At 62.8% G+C, this 15,393-nt stretch carries 18 protein-coding genes; 9 read left to right on the top strand and 9 right to left on the bottom strand.

Going from position 1 to position 15,393, the window contains the following annotated elements; translation table 11 throughout:
* The first annotated feature begins 13 nt into the window (after nt 1-13).
* The gene (locus WFM45_RS02985; protein ID WP_033633772.1) at nt 14-448 is read left to right on the top strand and encodes an Lrp/AsnC family transcriptional regulator; all 435 of its coding nucleotides are present in this window, start codon (nt 14-16) and stop codon (nt 446-448) included.
* On the opposite strand, the gene dinG is transcribed toward WFM45_RS02985, so the two are convergent.
* From dinG to WFM45_RS02965, 4 genes are all read right to left on the bottom strand, one after another.
* Nucleotides 449-2,647, bottom strand: coding sequence for an ATP-dependent DNA helicase DinG (gene dinG, locus WFM45_RS02980; protein ID WP_015377137.1), 2,199 nt, complete (start codon nt 2,645-2,647; stop codon nt 449-451).
* Nucleotides 2,648-2,713: 66 nt separating this feature from the next.
* A complete protein-coding gene (locus WFM45_RS02975; protein ID WP_033633774.1) occupies nt 2,714-3,106 on the bottom strand; it encodes a tautomerase family protein in 393 nt (130 codons plus the stop codon).
* Nucleotides 3,096-3,428, bottom strand: coding sequence for a carboxymuconolactone decarboxylase family protein (locus WFM45_RS02970; RefSeq protein ID WP_004939319.1), 333 nt, complete (start codon nt 3,426-3,428; stop codon nt 3,096-3,098). Before WFM45_RS02970 ends, WFM45_RS02975 begins: the two co-directional genes overlap by 11 nt.
* Nucleotides 3,429-3,552: 124 nt before the next feature.
* Nucleotides 3,553-4,209 carry a glutathione S-transferase family protein gene (locus WFM45_RS02965; protein ID WP_082996951.1) on the bottom strand — a complete coding sequence of 219 codons (657 nt, stop codon included), beginning with the start codon at nt 4,207-4,209 and terminating at the stop codon, nt 3,553-3,555.
* A 241-nt stretch (nt 4,210-4,450) separates the two neighbouring features.
* On the opposite strand from WFM45_RS02965, the gene ompC reads away from it, so the two are divergent.
* From ompC to WFM45_RS02950, 3 genes are all read left to right on the top strand, one after another.
* Entirely contained in the window at nt 4,451-5,548 is a 1,098-nt protein-coding gene (ompC, locus tag WFM45_RS02960) for a porin OmpC (protein WP_004939326.1), read from the top strand.
* Between the two features lie 179 nt (nt 5,549-5,727).
* Nucleotides 5,728-6,579 carry a GNAT family N-acetyltransferase gene (locus tag WFM45_RS02955; protein ID WP_085336453.1) on the top strand — a complete coding sequence of 284 codons (852 nt, stop codon included), beginning with the start codon at nt 5,728-5,730 and terminating at the stop codon, nt 6,577-6,579.
* Nucleotides 6,580-6,596: 17 nt separating this feature from the next.
* A complete protein-coding gene (locus WFM45_RS02950; RefSeq protein ID WP_060558956.1) occupies nt 6,597-7,427 on the top strand; it encodes a 5'-nucleotidase, lipoprotein e(P4) family in 831 nt (276 codons plus the stop codon).
* A gap of 3 nt (nt 7,428-7,430) precedes the next feature.
* Here the strand turns inward: WFM45_RS02950 and WFM45_RS02945 are convergent, their stop codons facing one another.
* From WFM45_RS02945 to WFM45_RS02935, 3 genes are all read right to left on the bottom strand, one after another.
* A complete protein-coding gene (locus WFM45_RS02945; RefSeq protein ID WP_085336454.1) occupies nt 7,431-7,949 on the bottom strand; it encodes a GNAT family N-acetyltransferase in 519 nt (172 codons plus the stop codon).
* 2 nt (nt 7,950-7,951) lie between these two features.
* A complete protein-coding gene (locus WFM45_RS02940) occupies nt 7,952-8,521 on the bottom strand; it encodes a helix-turn-helix domain-containing protein (protein ID WP_048322507.1) in 570 nt (189 codons plus the stop codon).
* 135 nt (nt 8,522-8,656) lie between these two features.
* Nucleotides 8,657-10,111, bottom strand: a complete 1,455-nt coding sequence (locus tag WFM45_RS02935) for an MFS transporter (RefSeq protein ID WP_048322505.1) — start codon at nt 10,109-10,111, stop codon at nt 8,657-8,659.
* 103 nt (nt 10,112-10,214) lie between these two features.
* On the opposite strand from WFM45_RS02935, the gene WFM45_RS02930 reads away from it, so the two are divergent.
* From WFM45_RS02930 to WFM45_RS02915, 4 genes are all read left to right on the top strand, one after another.
* Nucleotides 10,215-10,868 (top strand): helix-turn-helix transcriptional regulator, encoded by a 654-nt coding sequence (locus WFM45_RS02930; protein WP_015377129.1) that lies wholly within the window; start codon nt 10,215-10,217, stop codon nt 10,866-10,868.
* 175 nt (nt 10,869-11,043) lie between these two features.
* Nucleotides 11,044-11,538, top strand: a complete 495-nt coding sequence (locus WFM45_RS02925; RefSeq protein ID WP_015377128.1) for a DUF2878 domain-containing protein — start codon at nt 11,044-11,046, stop codon at nt 11,536-11,538.
* Nucleotides 11,539-11,646: 108 nt separating this feature from the next.
* Nucleotides 11,647-12,570 carry a drug/metabolite exporter YedA gene (yedA, locus tag WFM45_RS02920; RefSeq protein WP_015377127.1) on the top strand — a complete coding sequence of 308 codons (924 nt, stop codon included), beginning with the start codon at nt 11,647-11,649 and terminating at the stop codon, nt 12,568-12,570.
* 103 nt (nt 12,571-12,673) lie between these two features.
* Nucleotides 12,674-12,850, top strand: a complete 177-nt coding sequence (locus WFM45_RS02915) for a hypothetical protein (protein WP_004939348.1) — start codon at nt 12,674-12,676, stop codon at nt 12,848-12,850.
* On the opposite strand, the gene WFM45_RS02910 is transcribed toward WFM45_RS02915, so the two are convergent.
* Entirely contained in the window at nt 12,838-13,749 is a 912-nt protein-coding gene (locus WFM45_RS02910) for a LysR family transcriptional regulator (RefSeq protein ID WP_099981871.1), read from the bottom strand. The two genes, WFM45_RS02915 and WFM45_RS02910, sit on opposite strands and share 13 nt — an antisense overlap.
* Before the next feature lie 134 nt (nt 13,750-13,883).
* On the opposite strand from WFM45_RS02910, the gene WFM45_RS02905 reads away from it, so the two are divergent.
* On the top strand, nt 13,884-14,603 hold the full coding sequence (locus tag WFM45_RS02905; protein WP_048322501.1) for an SDR family oxidoreductase: 720 nt from the start codon (nt 13,884-13,886) through the stop codon (nt 14,601-14,603).
* 6 nt (nt 14,604-14,609) lie between these two features.
* Here the strand turns inward: WFM45_RS02905 and WFM45_RS02900 are convergent, their stop codons facing one another.
* Complete coding sequence (locus tag WFM45_RS02900) at nt 14,610-15,371, bottom strand: phosphate/phosphite/phosphonate ABC transporter substrate-binding protein (RefSeq protein ID WP_082996955.1); 762 nt, start codon at nt 15,369-15,371, stop codon at nt 14,610-14,612.
* Between the last annotated feature and the right edge of the window lie 22 nt (nt 15,372-15,393).

Here is a 15,393-nt window from a genome sequence, read left to right as displayed (position 1 = left end):
TAACGGAGGCGTTATGGATGATATCGATCGCCAAATCCTGACCATTCTGGCGGACGATGCGCGCGCATCGTTGAAGACGCTGAGCGCGCAGGTGGGCCTGTCGTCGCCAAGCACGTCGGAAAGACTGCGGCGGCTGGAGGAAAACGGCGTGATCCAGGGCTATACCCTGAACGTCAATCTGCAGGCGGTGGGCTACGCCTTCGAATCGCTGGTGCGCATCAAGCCGCTGCCGGGCATGCTGAAGAAGGTCGAGCAGCTGATTCAGGCGATCCCGGAAGTGGTCGAATGCGATAAGGTGACCGGCGAAGACTGCTTTATCGTGCGGCTGGTGGCGCACTCGATGGAACAGCTCGACCACACCCTCGATCGGCTGGCCGAGCATGCGCAGAGCAACACCTCGATCGTGAAAACCACGCCGGTCAAGCGCCGCCTGCCGCCGCTGCTCTGATTAACGCCGCCGCTTGCGGGCGAACGGGTTGCCGCGCTTCTTCTCTTTTTTGGCCGCGTCGGCGGCGGATTTCAACGCCGCCAGATGCGCCTTGTCGGCCTCCGGCACCGCGCGCTGTTCGATCGGGAACACCGGCAGCGACGCCAACAGCCGCGAACCGTAATTTTTAGTCAGCAACCGGCGATCGTAGATCACGATCTCGCCGTAGCATTGGTTGCTGCGGATCAGACGGCCGACCTGCTGGATCAGGTTGAACGAGGCGCTCGGCAGGCTCTGCACTTCGAACGGATAGCGCTTCAGCGATTTCAGCCACTCGCCTTCGGTGATGATCACCGGGCTGTCGATCGGCGGGAACGCGATTTTGTGAATGTGCACCTGGGTCAGCAGTTCGCCTTTCAAATCCAGCCCTTCGGCGAACGATTGCAGCCCCACCAGCACGCTGGCGACGCCCTTCTCCACCCGCTTGCGGTGCTCTTCCACCAGCCGGTAGCGCGGCTGGTCACCCTGCACCAGCAGCATCAGCCGCAGATCGGTCACGTAGCTGAGGAAAGTCTGCATAGCCCGGTGGCTGCTGAACAGGATCAGCATGCCTTTGTGCTTGCCGCTCGCCTGCTCGGCGCGGAAAAACCGCGCCATTTCCTCGAGGTGTTCCGCCTCGTTGGCGAGCGCCGGTTCGTAGCGCATCTGCGGAATAACAATCTTGCCCTGTTCGACGTGATTGAACGGCGAAGAGAGCGTTTCGAAGCGATCGCCGGCCTTCTCGCTCAGCCCGCTCATCTCCTGCAAACGCGCGAAGCTGTTCAGTGAACGCAGCGTGGCCGAGGTGACCACCACGTGCGGCACCTTGCGCCACAGCAGCTTCTCCAGCTGATCGCTGACGCGGATGCCGACGCAGTGCAAATACAGATGGGTGACGTTATCGCGCAGTTCGCGCGTGACCCATTTGGAGATCGGCGCATTGGACGACTTGTCGAGCGCCGCCAGCCGCCACAGCTTGCTCATCGCTTCCAGATAGCCCAGCGTGCGGCTCATCTGCAGGATGGCGCGGTGCAGGCGCATGATGTCGTGCTTGCCGGTCTGCTCAGTGAGATCGTTAAGCACGAACTCCGCCAGCCCGCGCAGCGCATCGGTCAGTTTGAACAACCGCGCGCAGCTCTCCACCATCTCCGCCGGCAGCTCGCCCATTTCAAAACGATGCTCGGCCGCCACGCTGTCGCCAGGCAGGTAGGCGCTGACCTGATGCTCGAAGATCTGCACCAGTTCGCGCAGCTCCTCACAATGGTTTTTCAGCCGTTCGCTGTTGGCCAGCCCCGGCGGATTCTTCGGCCGGTACTGCGTCATGCACTGTTCGACCTGGCGCACGATCATGTCCAGCTGCAGGTTGGTCGACAGCGCGGTGATTTCCCCGTCGATCTCCAGCGCGTCGCGCGCCACCTCCGGCAAATGGTGGCCTTCGTCCAGCACCAGCAGCAACTCTTTCGGGTTCGGCAGCACCGATTCCGTCTCCAGCGCCGCCATCACCAGCGCGTGGTTGGCCACCACCACGTCGGCGCTCTCGATCTCTTTGCGAGCGATATAGAACGGGCATTCGCGAATGTAGTGACAGTTGCGCCCCAGACAGTTGGCCTTGTCGGTGCTCAGCTTGGCCCACAGCGGATCGTCGATGCTTTGCTGATAGTGATCGCGCAGCCCGTCCCACTCAAAGCGGGCCAGCGCCTTGGTCAGTTTCTGGCACAGCGCCTGCTCTTCGCCGCTGGACGGCGCCAGCTCGTCGTCGAGGAACAGCGTCAGATCGCCCTGTTGACTGACGTCGGTGCTCATCGCCGCCAGGTTGCGCGGGCAGACGTAACGCCCGCGGCCAAAGGCGCCGGTAAATTTCAGATCGGGGATAATCTTCTTCAGCAGCGGCAAATCCTTGCTGTAAATCTGATCCTGCAGCGCCACGTTGGCGGTGCTCACCACCAGCGGCTTGCTCTCCGCCCGCCCGACGGCGATGCCCGGGATCAGGTAAGACAGCGTTTTGCCGACGCCGGTCGGCGCCTCGATCGCCAGATGGCGCGGGTAGTCGCCGGCCAGCGTCTTGGCCACCTCGGCGATCATCTGGCGCTGGGGCGCGCGGGAAATAAAATCCGGTATTTGCTGCTGCAGGGCTTTGTACCACTGGCCAATCTGATCTTTAACTGCGGAGGAGAGCGCCATTCAACTCTTATCTAAACGAAATGATGGCGCTATTGTCCCACAGACCGCCGACGACGTCAGCCCGAGTTACGTCTGCGGATCGATCATTGAGGCGCGCCCGCCGCCGAATGACCACTCGTCCAACTGGGTGGTGGCGATCACCACCATCACATCCTCGGGGTTCAGCCGCAGGTTTTCCGCCAGCAGCGCCGCCAGCCGCCCGTAGAAGCGCCGCTTGGTGTCGCTGTCGCGCGGCCGCCCGGCGGTGATGTAAAACAGCACGAAATCCGCGCTGCGCGGCCCGCCGAGATAGTCGCGATCGTAGATAAGCTCGCCGGGGCGGTATTGATCGATCGCCTGAAACCTGTCCGCCGGCGGCACGTCGAACGCCTCCACCAGCGCCTGATGCAGGCTGTCGGACAAGGTTTGCAGATAGTCGGCGGACTTGCCCTGATGCAGGGCGATGCGGCTAAACGGCATGGGGCGCCTCCGGTTCCAGCTCGCGCAAGCGCGCCACGGCCGACGCCGCCGCGGGCCAGCCGGCGTAAAACGCCAGGTGGGTGATGAGCTCCGCCAGTTGCTGATGCGCCACGCCATTGCGCTGCGCCAGCTGCAGATGAAACGGCAGCTGTTCCACGCGGTTGAGCGCCACCAGCGCGGCGACGGTGATCAGGCTGCGCTCGCGCGGGCTCAGCTCTGGCCGCTGCCAGACATCGTCAAACAAGACGCTGTCGCTGAGCTGCGCCAGCTTGGGGGCGATATCGCCGAACGCCTGTTGCCCGGCCTGGGATTTTGATGGCATCACACTCTCCTGTCAGTTGCGGATAGCCTTACGCTACCCGCCGCCGAGGCGAGTGAAAATCGGGATTTTCGGCACTCTCAGTTCAGAAAAACGGGATGGTTCCCCGCCAGGCGGCGGAGCGATTTCACGGTTCCAGCGAGGCAACGCCGTCGAAATGGGCGCTCAGCAGCGCATTCAGCTCCGGCCGCTGCTCCACCCGTTCGGCAATGGCGTACAGTCGCGGGCAGTGTTGCCGGAACCACGCGCGGCCCGGCCGCCAGTTGCACATTACCGCCACGTACAGATCCAACGCGCTGAAGCTCTTGCCGAGAAACCACGGGCCAGCCCCCCCTGCGGCGGCGTTCAACTGCCGCAATAAACGCTCGCGATAATCCATTACCGCGTTTTTCAGCTGTTCCGCCCCTGCCGCCTGCGGCTGCCAGCGCTGCGGATGGTCGGCATAGGTGAAAGTGGGGTAAATCTCCGCGTTGATGAACAGCAGCCAGCGCAGAAAACGCGGCAACAGCGGCGAACCGCCGGGCGGCGCCAGCTCGGCATGCGGTGCGCGATCGTGCAGCAGCAGGATAATCGCCGCACTCTCCGTCATCACTTCGTCATTGGGCAGCACTAAGGTGGGCACCTGACCCAGCGGGTTCAGCGCCAACAGGCGATCGCGCTCCGGGCCGTCCTGCGTGTAATCCACCTCCTCATAGCCCCAGGGGAAAGCGGTCAACGCCAACGCGGCGGCCACGATGGTCGAACCGCAGCCCTGCGTACCGAACAAAGTATAAGTATCGTGCATGATTCCTCCCGCAGCGGAACAAGGTATCGGTAACTGTAGACCAGCCGCCGACCATCGGCTGAAGAAAAAATTCACCCTTTGCGCGACTTTTTTAATCGTTCGACATGAAAATGAATTTTTTGTCATAAATAGATCACATTACTACGGTAAAAATTCTCCGCCGCCAACAATCAGGCGGCACAGTAAAACAGCAATGCAACTGATGATAAGCGTCTTTCAATCGAATAAAGCAGGGTAACCCATGAAACGTAATCTTCTGGCCGTTATTATTCCGGCACTTTTACTTGCGCAAGCGGCACAGGCAGCAGAAATCTACAATAAAGACGGCAACAAACTCGATTTTTACGGCCGTGTGAAAGCCCTGCATTATTTCTCTGATGATGCCGGCAATGATGGTGATAAAACCTACGTCCGTATCGGCTTTAAAGGCGCGACTCAGATTAACGATATGCTGACCGGCTATGGCCAGTGGGAATATCAGATCGCCGCCAACCATTCTGAATCCGACGGCACCAAAGACACCAAAACGCGTCTGGGCTTCGCCGGTCTGAAATATAAGGACCTCGGCTCCTTCGACTACGGTCGCAACTACGGCATCATTTACGACGTTGGCGCCTGGACGGATATGATCCCTGAATTCGGCGACGATGCTTATATCAAGACCGACAACTTTATGAACGGCCGTACCAATGGCGTCGCCACCTACCGTAATAACAACTTCTTCGGTCTGGTTGACGGCCTGAAATTTGCCGTGCAGTACCAGGGCAAGAACGAAAACGACGGCCGCTCCGCCAGCAAGGCGAACGGCGACGGCTGGGGTCTCTCCTCCAGCTATGAAATCATCGACGGCCTGAGCGTGGGCGCCGCCTATGCCTCTTCCAACCGCACCGCCACGCAAAAGGCGGGCACCTTCGGTAAAGGCGACAAGGCCGATATCTGGGCCGGCGGTCTGAAATACGACAACAACAATGTCTACCTGGCCGCGACTTATTCGCAGAGCCGCAATATCGCGCCTATTTCCGGCACCGCCACCATCAATAATAACTCGACCTCCGTTAGCGGCTTCGCCAATAAAGCGGAAGGGATTGAATTGGTCGCGCAATATCAGTTCGACTTCGGTCTTCGCCCATCGCTGGGTTACGTTCAGCAGAAAGGCAAAGATATTGAAGGCATCGGCGACGTCGATCTGGTGAAATATTTCGACGTGGCGGCGACCTATTACTTCAACAAAAACATGTCCACTTATGTCGAATATAAAATCAACCAGCTTGATGACGACAACAAGCTGGGTCTGAAAAACGACGACGTCGTTGTTGTCGCCCTGACCTACCAGTTCTGATGTGATGAATGAATAACCACCACTGCAAACTTTAGCGTCACTTGATACCCAGAGTTTTATTTCGCCGGGCGGCTGCGTCCGGCTTTTTTGTTTTTATTTTCCCCGCCGGCGAATCCCCCCGCTTGCCTTGCAAAACAAACGGGTCTACATGTATAGCTTTCCCCCGAGCGGAATCAGCCATGCATAACGACGGACGCTTCGACTACCACAACGCCTTGCGCTACAGCAGCGACGAACTGGCCAACATCCTCAACCACTGTTTTGAAAACTACATCGTGCGTTTCGTGCTCGACGGGCCGACCTTCGCCGCCCGCTTCGGCGCCGAAGATCTCAGCCTGAACGACAGCCTGATCGTCACCCACCGCCATGAACCGGTGGCGGTGGCGCTGATCGCCCGCCGCGGCCGGCACAGCCGGGTGGCGGCCTTTTCCGTGCGCCCGGAGATGCGCGGTCAGGGGCTGGGCAAGGCGCTGATGCAGCGGCTGGTGGCGGATGCCCGCCAGCGCGGCGACCGTCGGCTGTCGTTGGAGGTGATCGAAGGCAACGAAGCCGCGCTGGCGCTGTACCACCGCGCCGGGCTGCGCATCGTGCGCACCCTGACCGGCCATCAGGCGCCGGCGGAAGTGCCGCCAGGCACGGCGGCGCTGCAGGCGGTCGATCCGCTGACCGTCAGCCATCGCCTGACGGCGGAAGGCGCCACCGATCTGCCCTGGTTGATCGCTCCCGAATCGCTGTTCAAGCTGCCGGGCACACCGCAAGCCTATACGCTCAATCGTCAGGCCTACGCCGTGGTGATGCCCGGCGCCGAGCACTGCTGGCTGCGCCTGATCTACGTGCCGCCGCAGCACCGCGGCCAGGGGCATGCCCGCGCCTTGCTGGCCGCCCTGCAAGCGCAGTTTGCCCCTTTGCCGCTGACCGCCAACGTTTTTGTGCCCGAGGTGGCCGCCCCCTTCTTTACGCATCTTGGCTGGCGGCAGGATCCCCTGCGCCAGTTCGAGATGGATATGCTGCTGGACAGCCCACAAAAATAAAACCGGGAGAGATAACGATGGCAGGAAAACAGGCAAGGAAACTCACCCTCGGCGCGGCGGTTGGCATCGCGCTGCTGACGTTGGCCGGTTGCGCGCAGCCGCCGCACACCGACGCCCAAGCCCAGCAGCGGCTGGCGGATCAGTCGGTGCTGGCGGTGAACTGGTTCCAACAGTCCGGTGAATACCAGGCGCTGGCCCACCAAGCGTTCAACAGCGCGCAACGCGCCTTCGATCGGGCCAGGGCCGCGCCGGGCCGCAAAAAGGCGGTGGTGGTCGATCTGGATGAAACCATGCTGGACAACAGCGCCTACTCCGCCTGGCAGGCGCAGCAGGGCCAGCCGTATGACGGCGCCACCTGGGCCCAATGGACGCAGGCCGAACAGGCCGGCGCGGTGCCGGGGGCAGTGTCGTTCGCCCGCTACGTTAACGCCCACCAGGGGACGATGTTCTACGTCTCGAACCGCAAGCAGAGCGAATACGCCGCCACGGTGGCCAACATGCAGAAGCTCGGTTTCACCGGCATGTCGGATAAAACCGTCTTGCTCAGTACCGACACGTCCAATAAGCAGGCGCGCTTCGACGCCATCAAACAAGCCGGCTATGACATCGTGGTGTACGCGGGCGACAACCTGAACGACTTCGGCGCCGCGACCTACCACCAGGATAATGCGCAGCGCCGGGCGTTTGTCAGCGAGAATCAGGGCAAGTTCGGCACCGAATTCATCGTGCTGCCCAACCCGCTGTACGGCGATTGGGAGAGCGGCCTGGCTCGCGACTACAACAAGCTGACGCCGCAACAGAAGCTGCAGGTGCGCCAACAGGCGCTCAAAGCCTGGCGCGGGCGCTAAGCCTCACAGCAGTTTGTACATATAGCAGGTGGCCTCCAACGCCCCGCCGTCGCTGGCGCGGGCGTATTGCGGGATGTCGCCCGCCGCCTCGAACCCCAATTGGCGGTACAGCCCCTGCGCCGCGCTGCCGCTCAGGGTGTCCAGCACCAACAGGCTGCGTTGATGGCGCGCCGCCAGCGCCTGCACTTCCTGCATCAACAGCCGGGCAACGCCCTGCCGCCGCGCCTGCGGGTGCACCATCAGCTTGACCACTTCCGCCCGGTGGCGGCCGTTGTCCGGCATCGCCAGTAACAGCTGCACGGTGCCGACCGGTCGGCCGTTAACGAGCGCCACCAGCATCACACGCTCTCCCCGCGCCAGAGCCGGCAGCACCCCCTGCCAAAATGCCTGCGCCTGTTCCTGCGTAAAGGGCATGACAAAACCGATGCTGGCGCCGTGCGCCACGCTGGCGTGCAGCATCTCGGCCAAGTCGGCAATGGCGCTTTGCGCCGCAGCGGCATCCCACTGTTGCAATTCAATCATGGCTATGGCCTACAGATAACGAGCGTGTAATGAGCCGGCTCATCGCCGGGGACATGGAAACGGGAGGCGCCGAACAGGCGGTAGCGCAGGCAGTCGCCGGCCGACAGCCGGAAAACGCGCCCTTCCAGGGTCAATTCCAACTGCCCGGACAGCAACCAGAGGTGATGTTCCAGCGCCGGAATCGACGGCAGGTCGTAATCGATCTGCGCGCCGGCATCAAGCCGGGCTTCGATAAACTCGGCCTTATACAGCGCGGCGGGGGGAGAAACGGAGCGACGGTGAAAACCGCTGGCGCGATCGACCCACACCGGTTGCTGCTGCGACCGCAGCAGCTCCGGCGGCTCGTCTTCGATTTCGCTCAACAGGCGCGACATGGTCAACCCGTAGGCGGCGCACAGCCGGTTCAGCAACGACGCCGTCGGGCTGGTCTCGGCGCGCTCCACACGCGAGAGCGTCGCCCGGCTAAGACCGGTGCGCTGCGCCAATTCCTCCAGCGACCACGCTCGCTGCTGGCGCAAATCCGCCAGCCGCTGCGCCAACCTCAGATCGGCATTGTCCAGACCGTTATCCACCGCTCACACTCCGCTTAAAAATCCCATATAAGAGAAATAATCTCAAATTAGAGATATAGCAAGCGGATTTTAAAAAATATCGCGCAGGAAGAACGCCAGGATCACCGCAAACATCGCCGAATGAGGAGAAGCGTTCTAGCACTCGCGCGAGGGCGGAGTTTGTACAAAATTGCCCGTCTCTGCGCCCGGCGGCGCGATCACCGCGCAGCGCCAGGCGCTGAATACCGCCAGCAGCGGCGCCAGCGCGAACGCCAGGAACAGCCAACGCGCCGCCGATGCCGCGCCCGCCGCGCCGCCCGGATCGTTCAGCCCCGCCAGGTTGGCGATCATCCCGGCCAGCGCCGCGCCGAATGCGGTGGCGAACAGCTGCACCGTGGTAATTGAAGCGCCGGCGATATCTTTATCCGCTTCAGGCGCCACCTGCAAAATGCGCGTCAGCAGATGCGGCCAACCGAAGCCGATGCCGAACCCTACCAGCGACAACGCGATGACGATCGGGGTCAGCGCCTGCCAGTCACCGCCGGAGGGCGTCGGCATCAGGATCGCCAGCGCCAGCAGGCCCACCAGCACGAACAGCGGCCCGCTGACGATCGCCCGGCGAATGCCCGCCCCGCGCCAGCCGGAGCTGAGGATTTCGGACAACGTCCAACCGGCGGCCATGGTGGCGGCGATATAGCCGGAGATCAGCGGCGATTGGCCGTGCAACAGCTGCAGAAAATAGGGCACGAAGATTTCGCTGGTCATGCCGATCACCAGCAATGAGACCGTAATATAGAGCGCCGCCAGCGATGAGCCGCGCCGTAGCGAGCCATGAGGCAACAGACGCGCGCGTGCGTGCGCCTCGCGCTTCATCAGCCAGGCCATCAGCACCAGCGAAAGCGCGATGCCCGCCAGATTGATCCAGACGCTGTGCGCCAGGCTGCCGGCGGACACCACCAGCACCGCCACGGTCAGCAACAGCAGTTGCGCAGTCGGCAATGGCGCGGCCGCCTGCTGCGCCTTGCCCTTGGGCAGGATCAGGAAGGTAAACGCCGCGTACAGCGCCATGATCGGCAGCAGAATGCCGAAGGCCCAACGCCAGGCGTGCAACTCGGCAAAAATGCCGCCCACCGCCGGCCCCACCAGGGTGGCGATGCCCCACATCGCCGAGATAAGCGCCATGGCGCGCGGCCACAATCGCTGCTCGAACACCAGGTTGATCATCGCGTAGGAGAGCGCAAAGATTAGCCCGCCGCCGAAGCCCTGCACCGTGCGGCCGATCAGCATCACCGGCATGCTCGGCGCCAGCGCGCACAGCGCCGCCCCGACGATAAAGAACAGCGAAGCCACCAGATAGGCGCTGCGTGCGCCATAGCCGCTGAGCAACCGGGCCGACAGCGCGGAGCCGAGGATCGACGCCACCACGAACAGCGTGGTGTTCCAGGCATAGAGATCCAGCCCGCCGATATCCTGCACCACCGAGGGCAGAATGGTGGTGGCGACCAGAATATTGATGGCATGCAGCGCCACGCCGAGCGAAAGCGCAATCGCACTGGCCGCATTTTTGCCGGAGAAAAGGTCGCTCCAGCGGCTGTCGTCATGGGTTATCACGGTTGTCGTCCTGTTTTCAGAGGAATGGCATTGAGTTGGTCATAAGATTGCGTTAAATTTAACAAGAGTTATCTTGGAATAAGTTAGGGCGAGGCGGAGAAATATGTCAAGAATAAACTTGGAAAATAGCGGCAGCACCGCACAATCGGTCAGTGACCGCTTGCTGACGTTATTGAAAACCCGCGGCCCGCAGCTAGCTTCTGACGCAGGAAAGGTGCTCGGCACCACCGGTGAGGCGGCCCGCCAGCAGTTCGTCAAGCTGGCGAAAGAGGGGTTGGTCGAAGCGGTGGCGGAAACGCGCGGCGTGGGCCGCCCGGTGCAGCTGTGGCATTTGACCTCTGCCGGGAACGCGCGCTTTCCCGATACCCATGCGGATCTGACGGTGCAACTGCTGCGCACCGTGCGCGACAAGTTGGGCGAACAGGCGATCGACGTGCTGATCGAGACCCGCGAACAGGAAAACCGCATCAACTACAAGCAGGCGATGATCGGCGCCACCGAGCTGCGCGAACGCGTGGCGCGCCTGACCGAGATCCGCTGCCGCGAAGGGTATATGGCCGAATGGCGCCAGGAGGAGGACGGTTCCTATCTGCTGGTGGAAAACCACTGCCCGATCTGCGCCGCCGCCACCGTCTGCCAGGGCTTCTGCCGGGCGGAATTAAGCATCTTCACCGAAGTGCTGCAGGCGCAGGTGGAGCGCGCCGAACACATTCTGGCCGGCTCGCGCCGCTGCGCCTACCGGATTTCCCGCCTGTAACACCGGTTTTTGCCCACGTTTTCAACCGGTACAGATTATTCTGCTTGTGCACCCCGCACCTTCCCTTCTAAGGTTGAACTAACGAACATTCAGGCAAACAGCGGGCCTCGCGCCCGCTCTGGCAAATCCGTCGGCGCTTAGCGCAGCGGCAGAGTAACCCCACGGGAGTTGAACGATGAAGAAGCCGCATGCCGGATTCTGGCTGGCGACGCTGGGACTGGGCGTTTGCTGGCTGCTGGCGCTGCTGACTCGCGATCGGCTCAACGGCATACTGCTGGCCGGCGCGGCGCTGGCGCTGATCTTTACCCCTGCCGCCCGCCGCAAAGGCGCGGCCCTGGCCGCCCTCGGCGGTATCGGCATGGATGGGCTGTGGAGCTACAGCGGCGTGCTGCACTACAGCGGGCAACACGGCCTGCCGCTCTGGACCATCGCGCTGTGGATCGGCTTCGGTTGCTGGTGGTATTGGTTGCTGGACGTGGTCAGAGCGGCCCCCTGGCCGCTGGCGGTGTTGGGCGCCGCCGTCGGCCCCTTCGCCTACGCCGTGTCCTGGAAGCTGGACGCCTTGTTGCCCGGCGTGCCGCCCGAGTTCATGCTGCTGCTGCTGGCCGTCGGCTGGTCGATTTACCTGCCGGCCGTCAGCTGGCTGCAGTGGAAACAGCAAGGCCATTGAACGGCTTTCAGCAGCCGGAAAAATAATGCCGAAGGCCATTGCTTATCGGTTGCCCGATCGGGTTTACTGAGCGTTCTAATAATAATCATTCCCGCAAAATACAATCCTATGCTTAGCCAACAAAGCCGTAGCGTCCTGCCGTTGATCGGGGCGTTGTTCACGTTATATATCGTTTGGGGTTCCACCTATTTCGTCATTCGCCTCGGCGTCGCGCAGTGGCCGCCGCTGATGATGGCCGGCATTCGCTTTCTGACAGCCGGTATCGTGCTGTTCAGTTTCCTGGCCTGGCGCGGCCACGCGCTGCCGACGCTGAAGCAGTGGCTGGCCGCCGGCGCCATCGGCATTCTGCTGCTGGCGGTGGGCAACGGCCTGGTGACGGTGGCGGAACACCAACATGTGCCATCCGGCATCGCCGCGGTGATGGTGGCGACGGTGCCGCTGTTCACCCTCTGCTTCAGCCTGTTGTGGGGCATGCGCAACACCAAGCTGGAATGGGCCGGCATCGCGCTCGGGTTGGTGGGCATCGTGCTGCTCAACACCGGCAACAACCTGGTGGGCAACCCGACCGGCGCGCTGCTGATTTTGCTGGCTTCGGCCAGCTGGGCCTTTGGGTCGGTGTTGGGATCGCGCATCTCGCTGCCGGCCGGGCCGATGGCCGGCGCGGCGGAGATGCTGGTCGCCGGCGTGGTGTTATTGGCAGCCAGCCAGCTGAGCGGCGAGCGCCTCACTCAGATGCCGAGCACCGGCGGCTTTCTGGCGCTGGGCTATCTGATCGTCTTCGGTTCGATGCTGGCGATCAGCGCCTATATGTTCTTGTTGAAGAATGTGCGCCCGGCGGTCGCCACCAGTTACGCCTACGTCAATCCGGTGGTGGCGGTGCTGCTCGGCATCGGTTTTGCCGGCGAATCGCTGGCGCCGCGCGAGTGGCTGGCGCTGGTGATCATCGTGGCGGCGGTGGTGCTGGTGACGCTGGGAAAATACCTGTTCGCCCGCCCGGCCAACGTGCAGGCCATCGACTGCGAACGGCGATGATCACAAAGGGCGGTCTGCGGGCCGCCGTTAAAAACGATTCTTGTTTCACCCGGCGAAGGGGCTATAATTCCCGCTGTTCCAAGCAACCTGCGAAATTATTCCTATGCTGAAAAAAGCGTTCGTCATCGTCATCGCCCTGTGCGCCTTCGGTTCTCTGGGCGGCGTATTCCTCGCCGGGCTGAACATCTACACCCGTTCCACCACCCCGCACGAAGAAAGCGCGCCTGCCGGGGATACCGCCGCTACGCCGGCGCAAACCGAAACTCTTCAGGCCAAGTGATCGTCCATCCAGCGCTGGCAGCGCTGCTGTAAAAAGCGCTGCAGTTGCCTGACGCGCTCCGACACCTGCGAACGATGCGGGCAGACCAAACTGATCGGCACCGCGTCGCTGCGCCATTCCGGTAACAGCTGCATCAACCGCCCGGCGCGAATATCCGCCGCCACGTCGATCGCCGACTTGCGCACCACGCCGTGCCCGGCCAGCGCCCATCGCCGCGCGACCTCACCGTCATCGGTAAAATAGCTGCCGTTCAGCGGCAGCTCGACCAGCTCCTCACCGCGCCACAGCCGCCATTCCACCTGCCGTTTGCCGCTGGGCTGATACACCAGAATGCTGTGCCGAACCAGATCGGCCGGCGTTTGCGGCGCGCCATGCCGCCGCAGATAATCCGGGCTGGCGCAGATCAGCCGCCGATGCTGCGGCAGGATCGGCAGCGCCACCAGCGAAGAGTCGGCCAGCGGCCCGAAGCGCAACGCCACATCCACCGGTTCGCGGAACAGATCCGCCTGCCGATCGTTGATCAGAAGCTGCAGCTGAATGTGGGGATGCTGCAGGCGGAACTCATCCAGCCAGCCGAGCAGCAGATTGCGGCCAAAATCCGACGGCGCGGAAATCTGCAGCACCCCGGACAGCCCCTGATGCTTCTCGCGGATCGCCTGCTCTCCTTCGGCCAACGCCCCCAGCGCCAGGCGCGCGCTGTCGAGATAGCGCGCCCCCTCCTCCGTCAGCCTCAGGCTGCGGGTGGAGCGCACCAGCAGCCGCGCGCCCAACTGCTGCTCCAGCCTTTTCACCGCAATGCTGGCCGCCGCCGGCGTGATATCCAGCGCGCGCGCCGCGGCGGAAAAACTGCCGCCGTCCACCGTGCGGACAAACACCTCGAGATCGACAAATGAGGTCATCTGCTCCCTCTCTTTTTAGCCCAATCAATTATTAATATTAATTTACAAGTGTTTGCTATTAGGCGGGCTTTTTTCCTCATTTTCAATCAGGAAAGATAGATCCCGTTGAAACTTACCTAAAAAGAGGCCTTAACATGACGATTCCTGACTCCCCCCTGAAACGACAAAAGCTGGTGATCCTGGGCGGCACCAGCGGCATTGGCGCCGCGGTGGCCTACGCGGCGGCGGCGCGCGGCGCTGAAGTGGTGCTGGCTTCGCGTCGTCTCCCTCACGCCGGGGAGAAGAACGACGCGCTGCGCCTGATGCAGGCCGATCTGACCGATGACGCGTCGCTGCGCGCGCTGTTTGCCGCCGTCGGCGCTTTCGACCATTTGGTGATCACCGCCGGGCCGTTGGTGGACGCGAAGCCGCTGGCGGAGACCGCCCTTGAACAGGCGCAGGCCGACTTCAACGTCAAATTCTGGGGAAGTTTGCGCGCGGTGCAGGCGGCGCTGCCGACGCTGGCGCCGCAGGGCTCGATCACCCTGACCTCCGGCCAGCTGTCGCGTAAATACCTCAACGGTCAGTTGGTCAAAACCGCCATCAACGCCGCGCTGGAAGCGGTCGGCAAACAGCTGGCGAAGGAGCTGGCGCCGCGGCGGGTGAACGTGGTCAGCCCCGGTATCACCGCCACCGAAGCCTACGACGGCATGAGCGCCGCACAGCGTCAGGCGCTGTTCGAACGGGTTGGCGTCAGCCTGCCGGTCGGCAGGGTCGGGCAGGCGGCCGACGTCGCGGCGGGGTATCTGCTGGCGATGGAGAATGGCTTCGTCACCGGCAGCGTGATCGACATCGACGGCGGCGGCCTGCTGTAACGGCGGCTAGAGCGCCGTCACGCCCTGCGCGGCGGCCTGCTGTTCCAGCACGGTGATAATCTGGTAGGCCGAACGCGGCACCAGGCTGAAATCGCCGATCAGCAGGCGGTCGCTGACCGCCTCATCCAGCATCGCTCGGGCACCGGCGCGCAGGATTTCCACCTGTTCCGGCGGCGTGCCGGCTGCGGTGATCAACGGCAGGCCCGGCACCGCCGCCGTGCGGCCGATGATTTTTAGCCCCTCCAGCGCCTGCGGTTGCGCGCGGCGCAGCAGTTCCATGCTGATGGAGTCGATGGCGGCGATATCCGCCTGCCCGCTGCGGATCAGCTGCAGCGACTGATAATGCGCGCCGGAGGCGATAGCCGCACCGAAGAATTTCCCGTCCTGCGCCAGCGGCGCGATCAGCGCGCGCAGGCCGTTGTAGCCGGACTGGGAATCGGTGCTGTTATACGCCGCCGTTCGGCCGCGAAAATCCGCCAGCCGCTCGCCGGGGTCGTCCGCGCGCACCACCAGCCAGCTGCGGTAATTCGGCCCGTCGCACCCTTCCACCCGATAATGATAGGTGCCGATCAACTGTACCTGCGGCAGACTGCTGACCAACGGATAACCGCAGGTTTGGCTGAGCAAGAGATCCTCGCGTCGCCAGTGCTGCGCCAGATCGTCCGGCCAGCTAAGCCGTTCCGGCATCGCCGGCAACCCCAGCCGCAGCAGCTTGTCGCGCAACACCTGCCAGAAGGATTCGGCCTGCTCCCGGCCAACGCCGTACATCGGTAGAGACACCTGCATCATT

The sequence above is a fragment of the Serratia sp. KG1D genome (assembly GCF_037150675.1).
GTDB classification, from domain to species: domain Bacteria; phylum Pseudomonadota; class Gammaproteobacteria; order Enterobacterales; family Enterobacteriaceae; genus Serratia; species Serratia nematodiphila.
The sequence above is the reverse complement of the archived record's forward strand: the minus strand, read 5'-3'. Positions and strand labels throughout refer to the sequence as shown.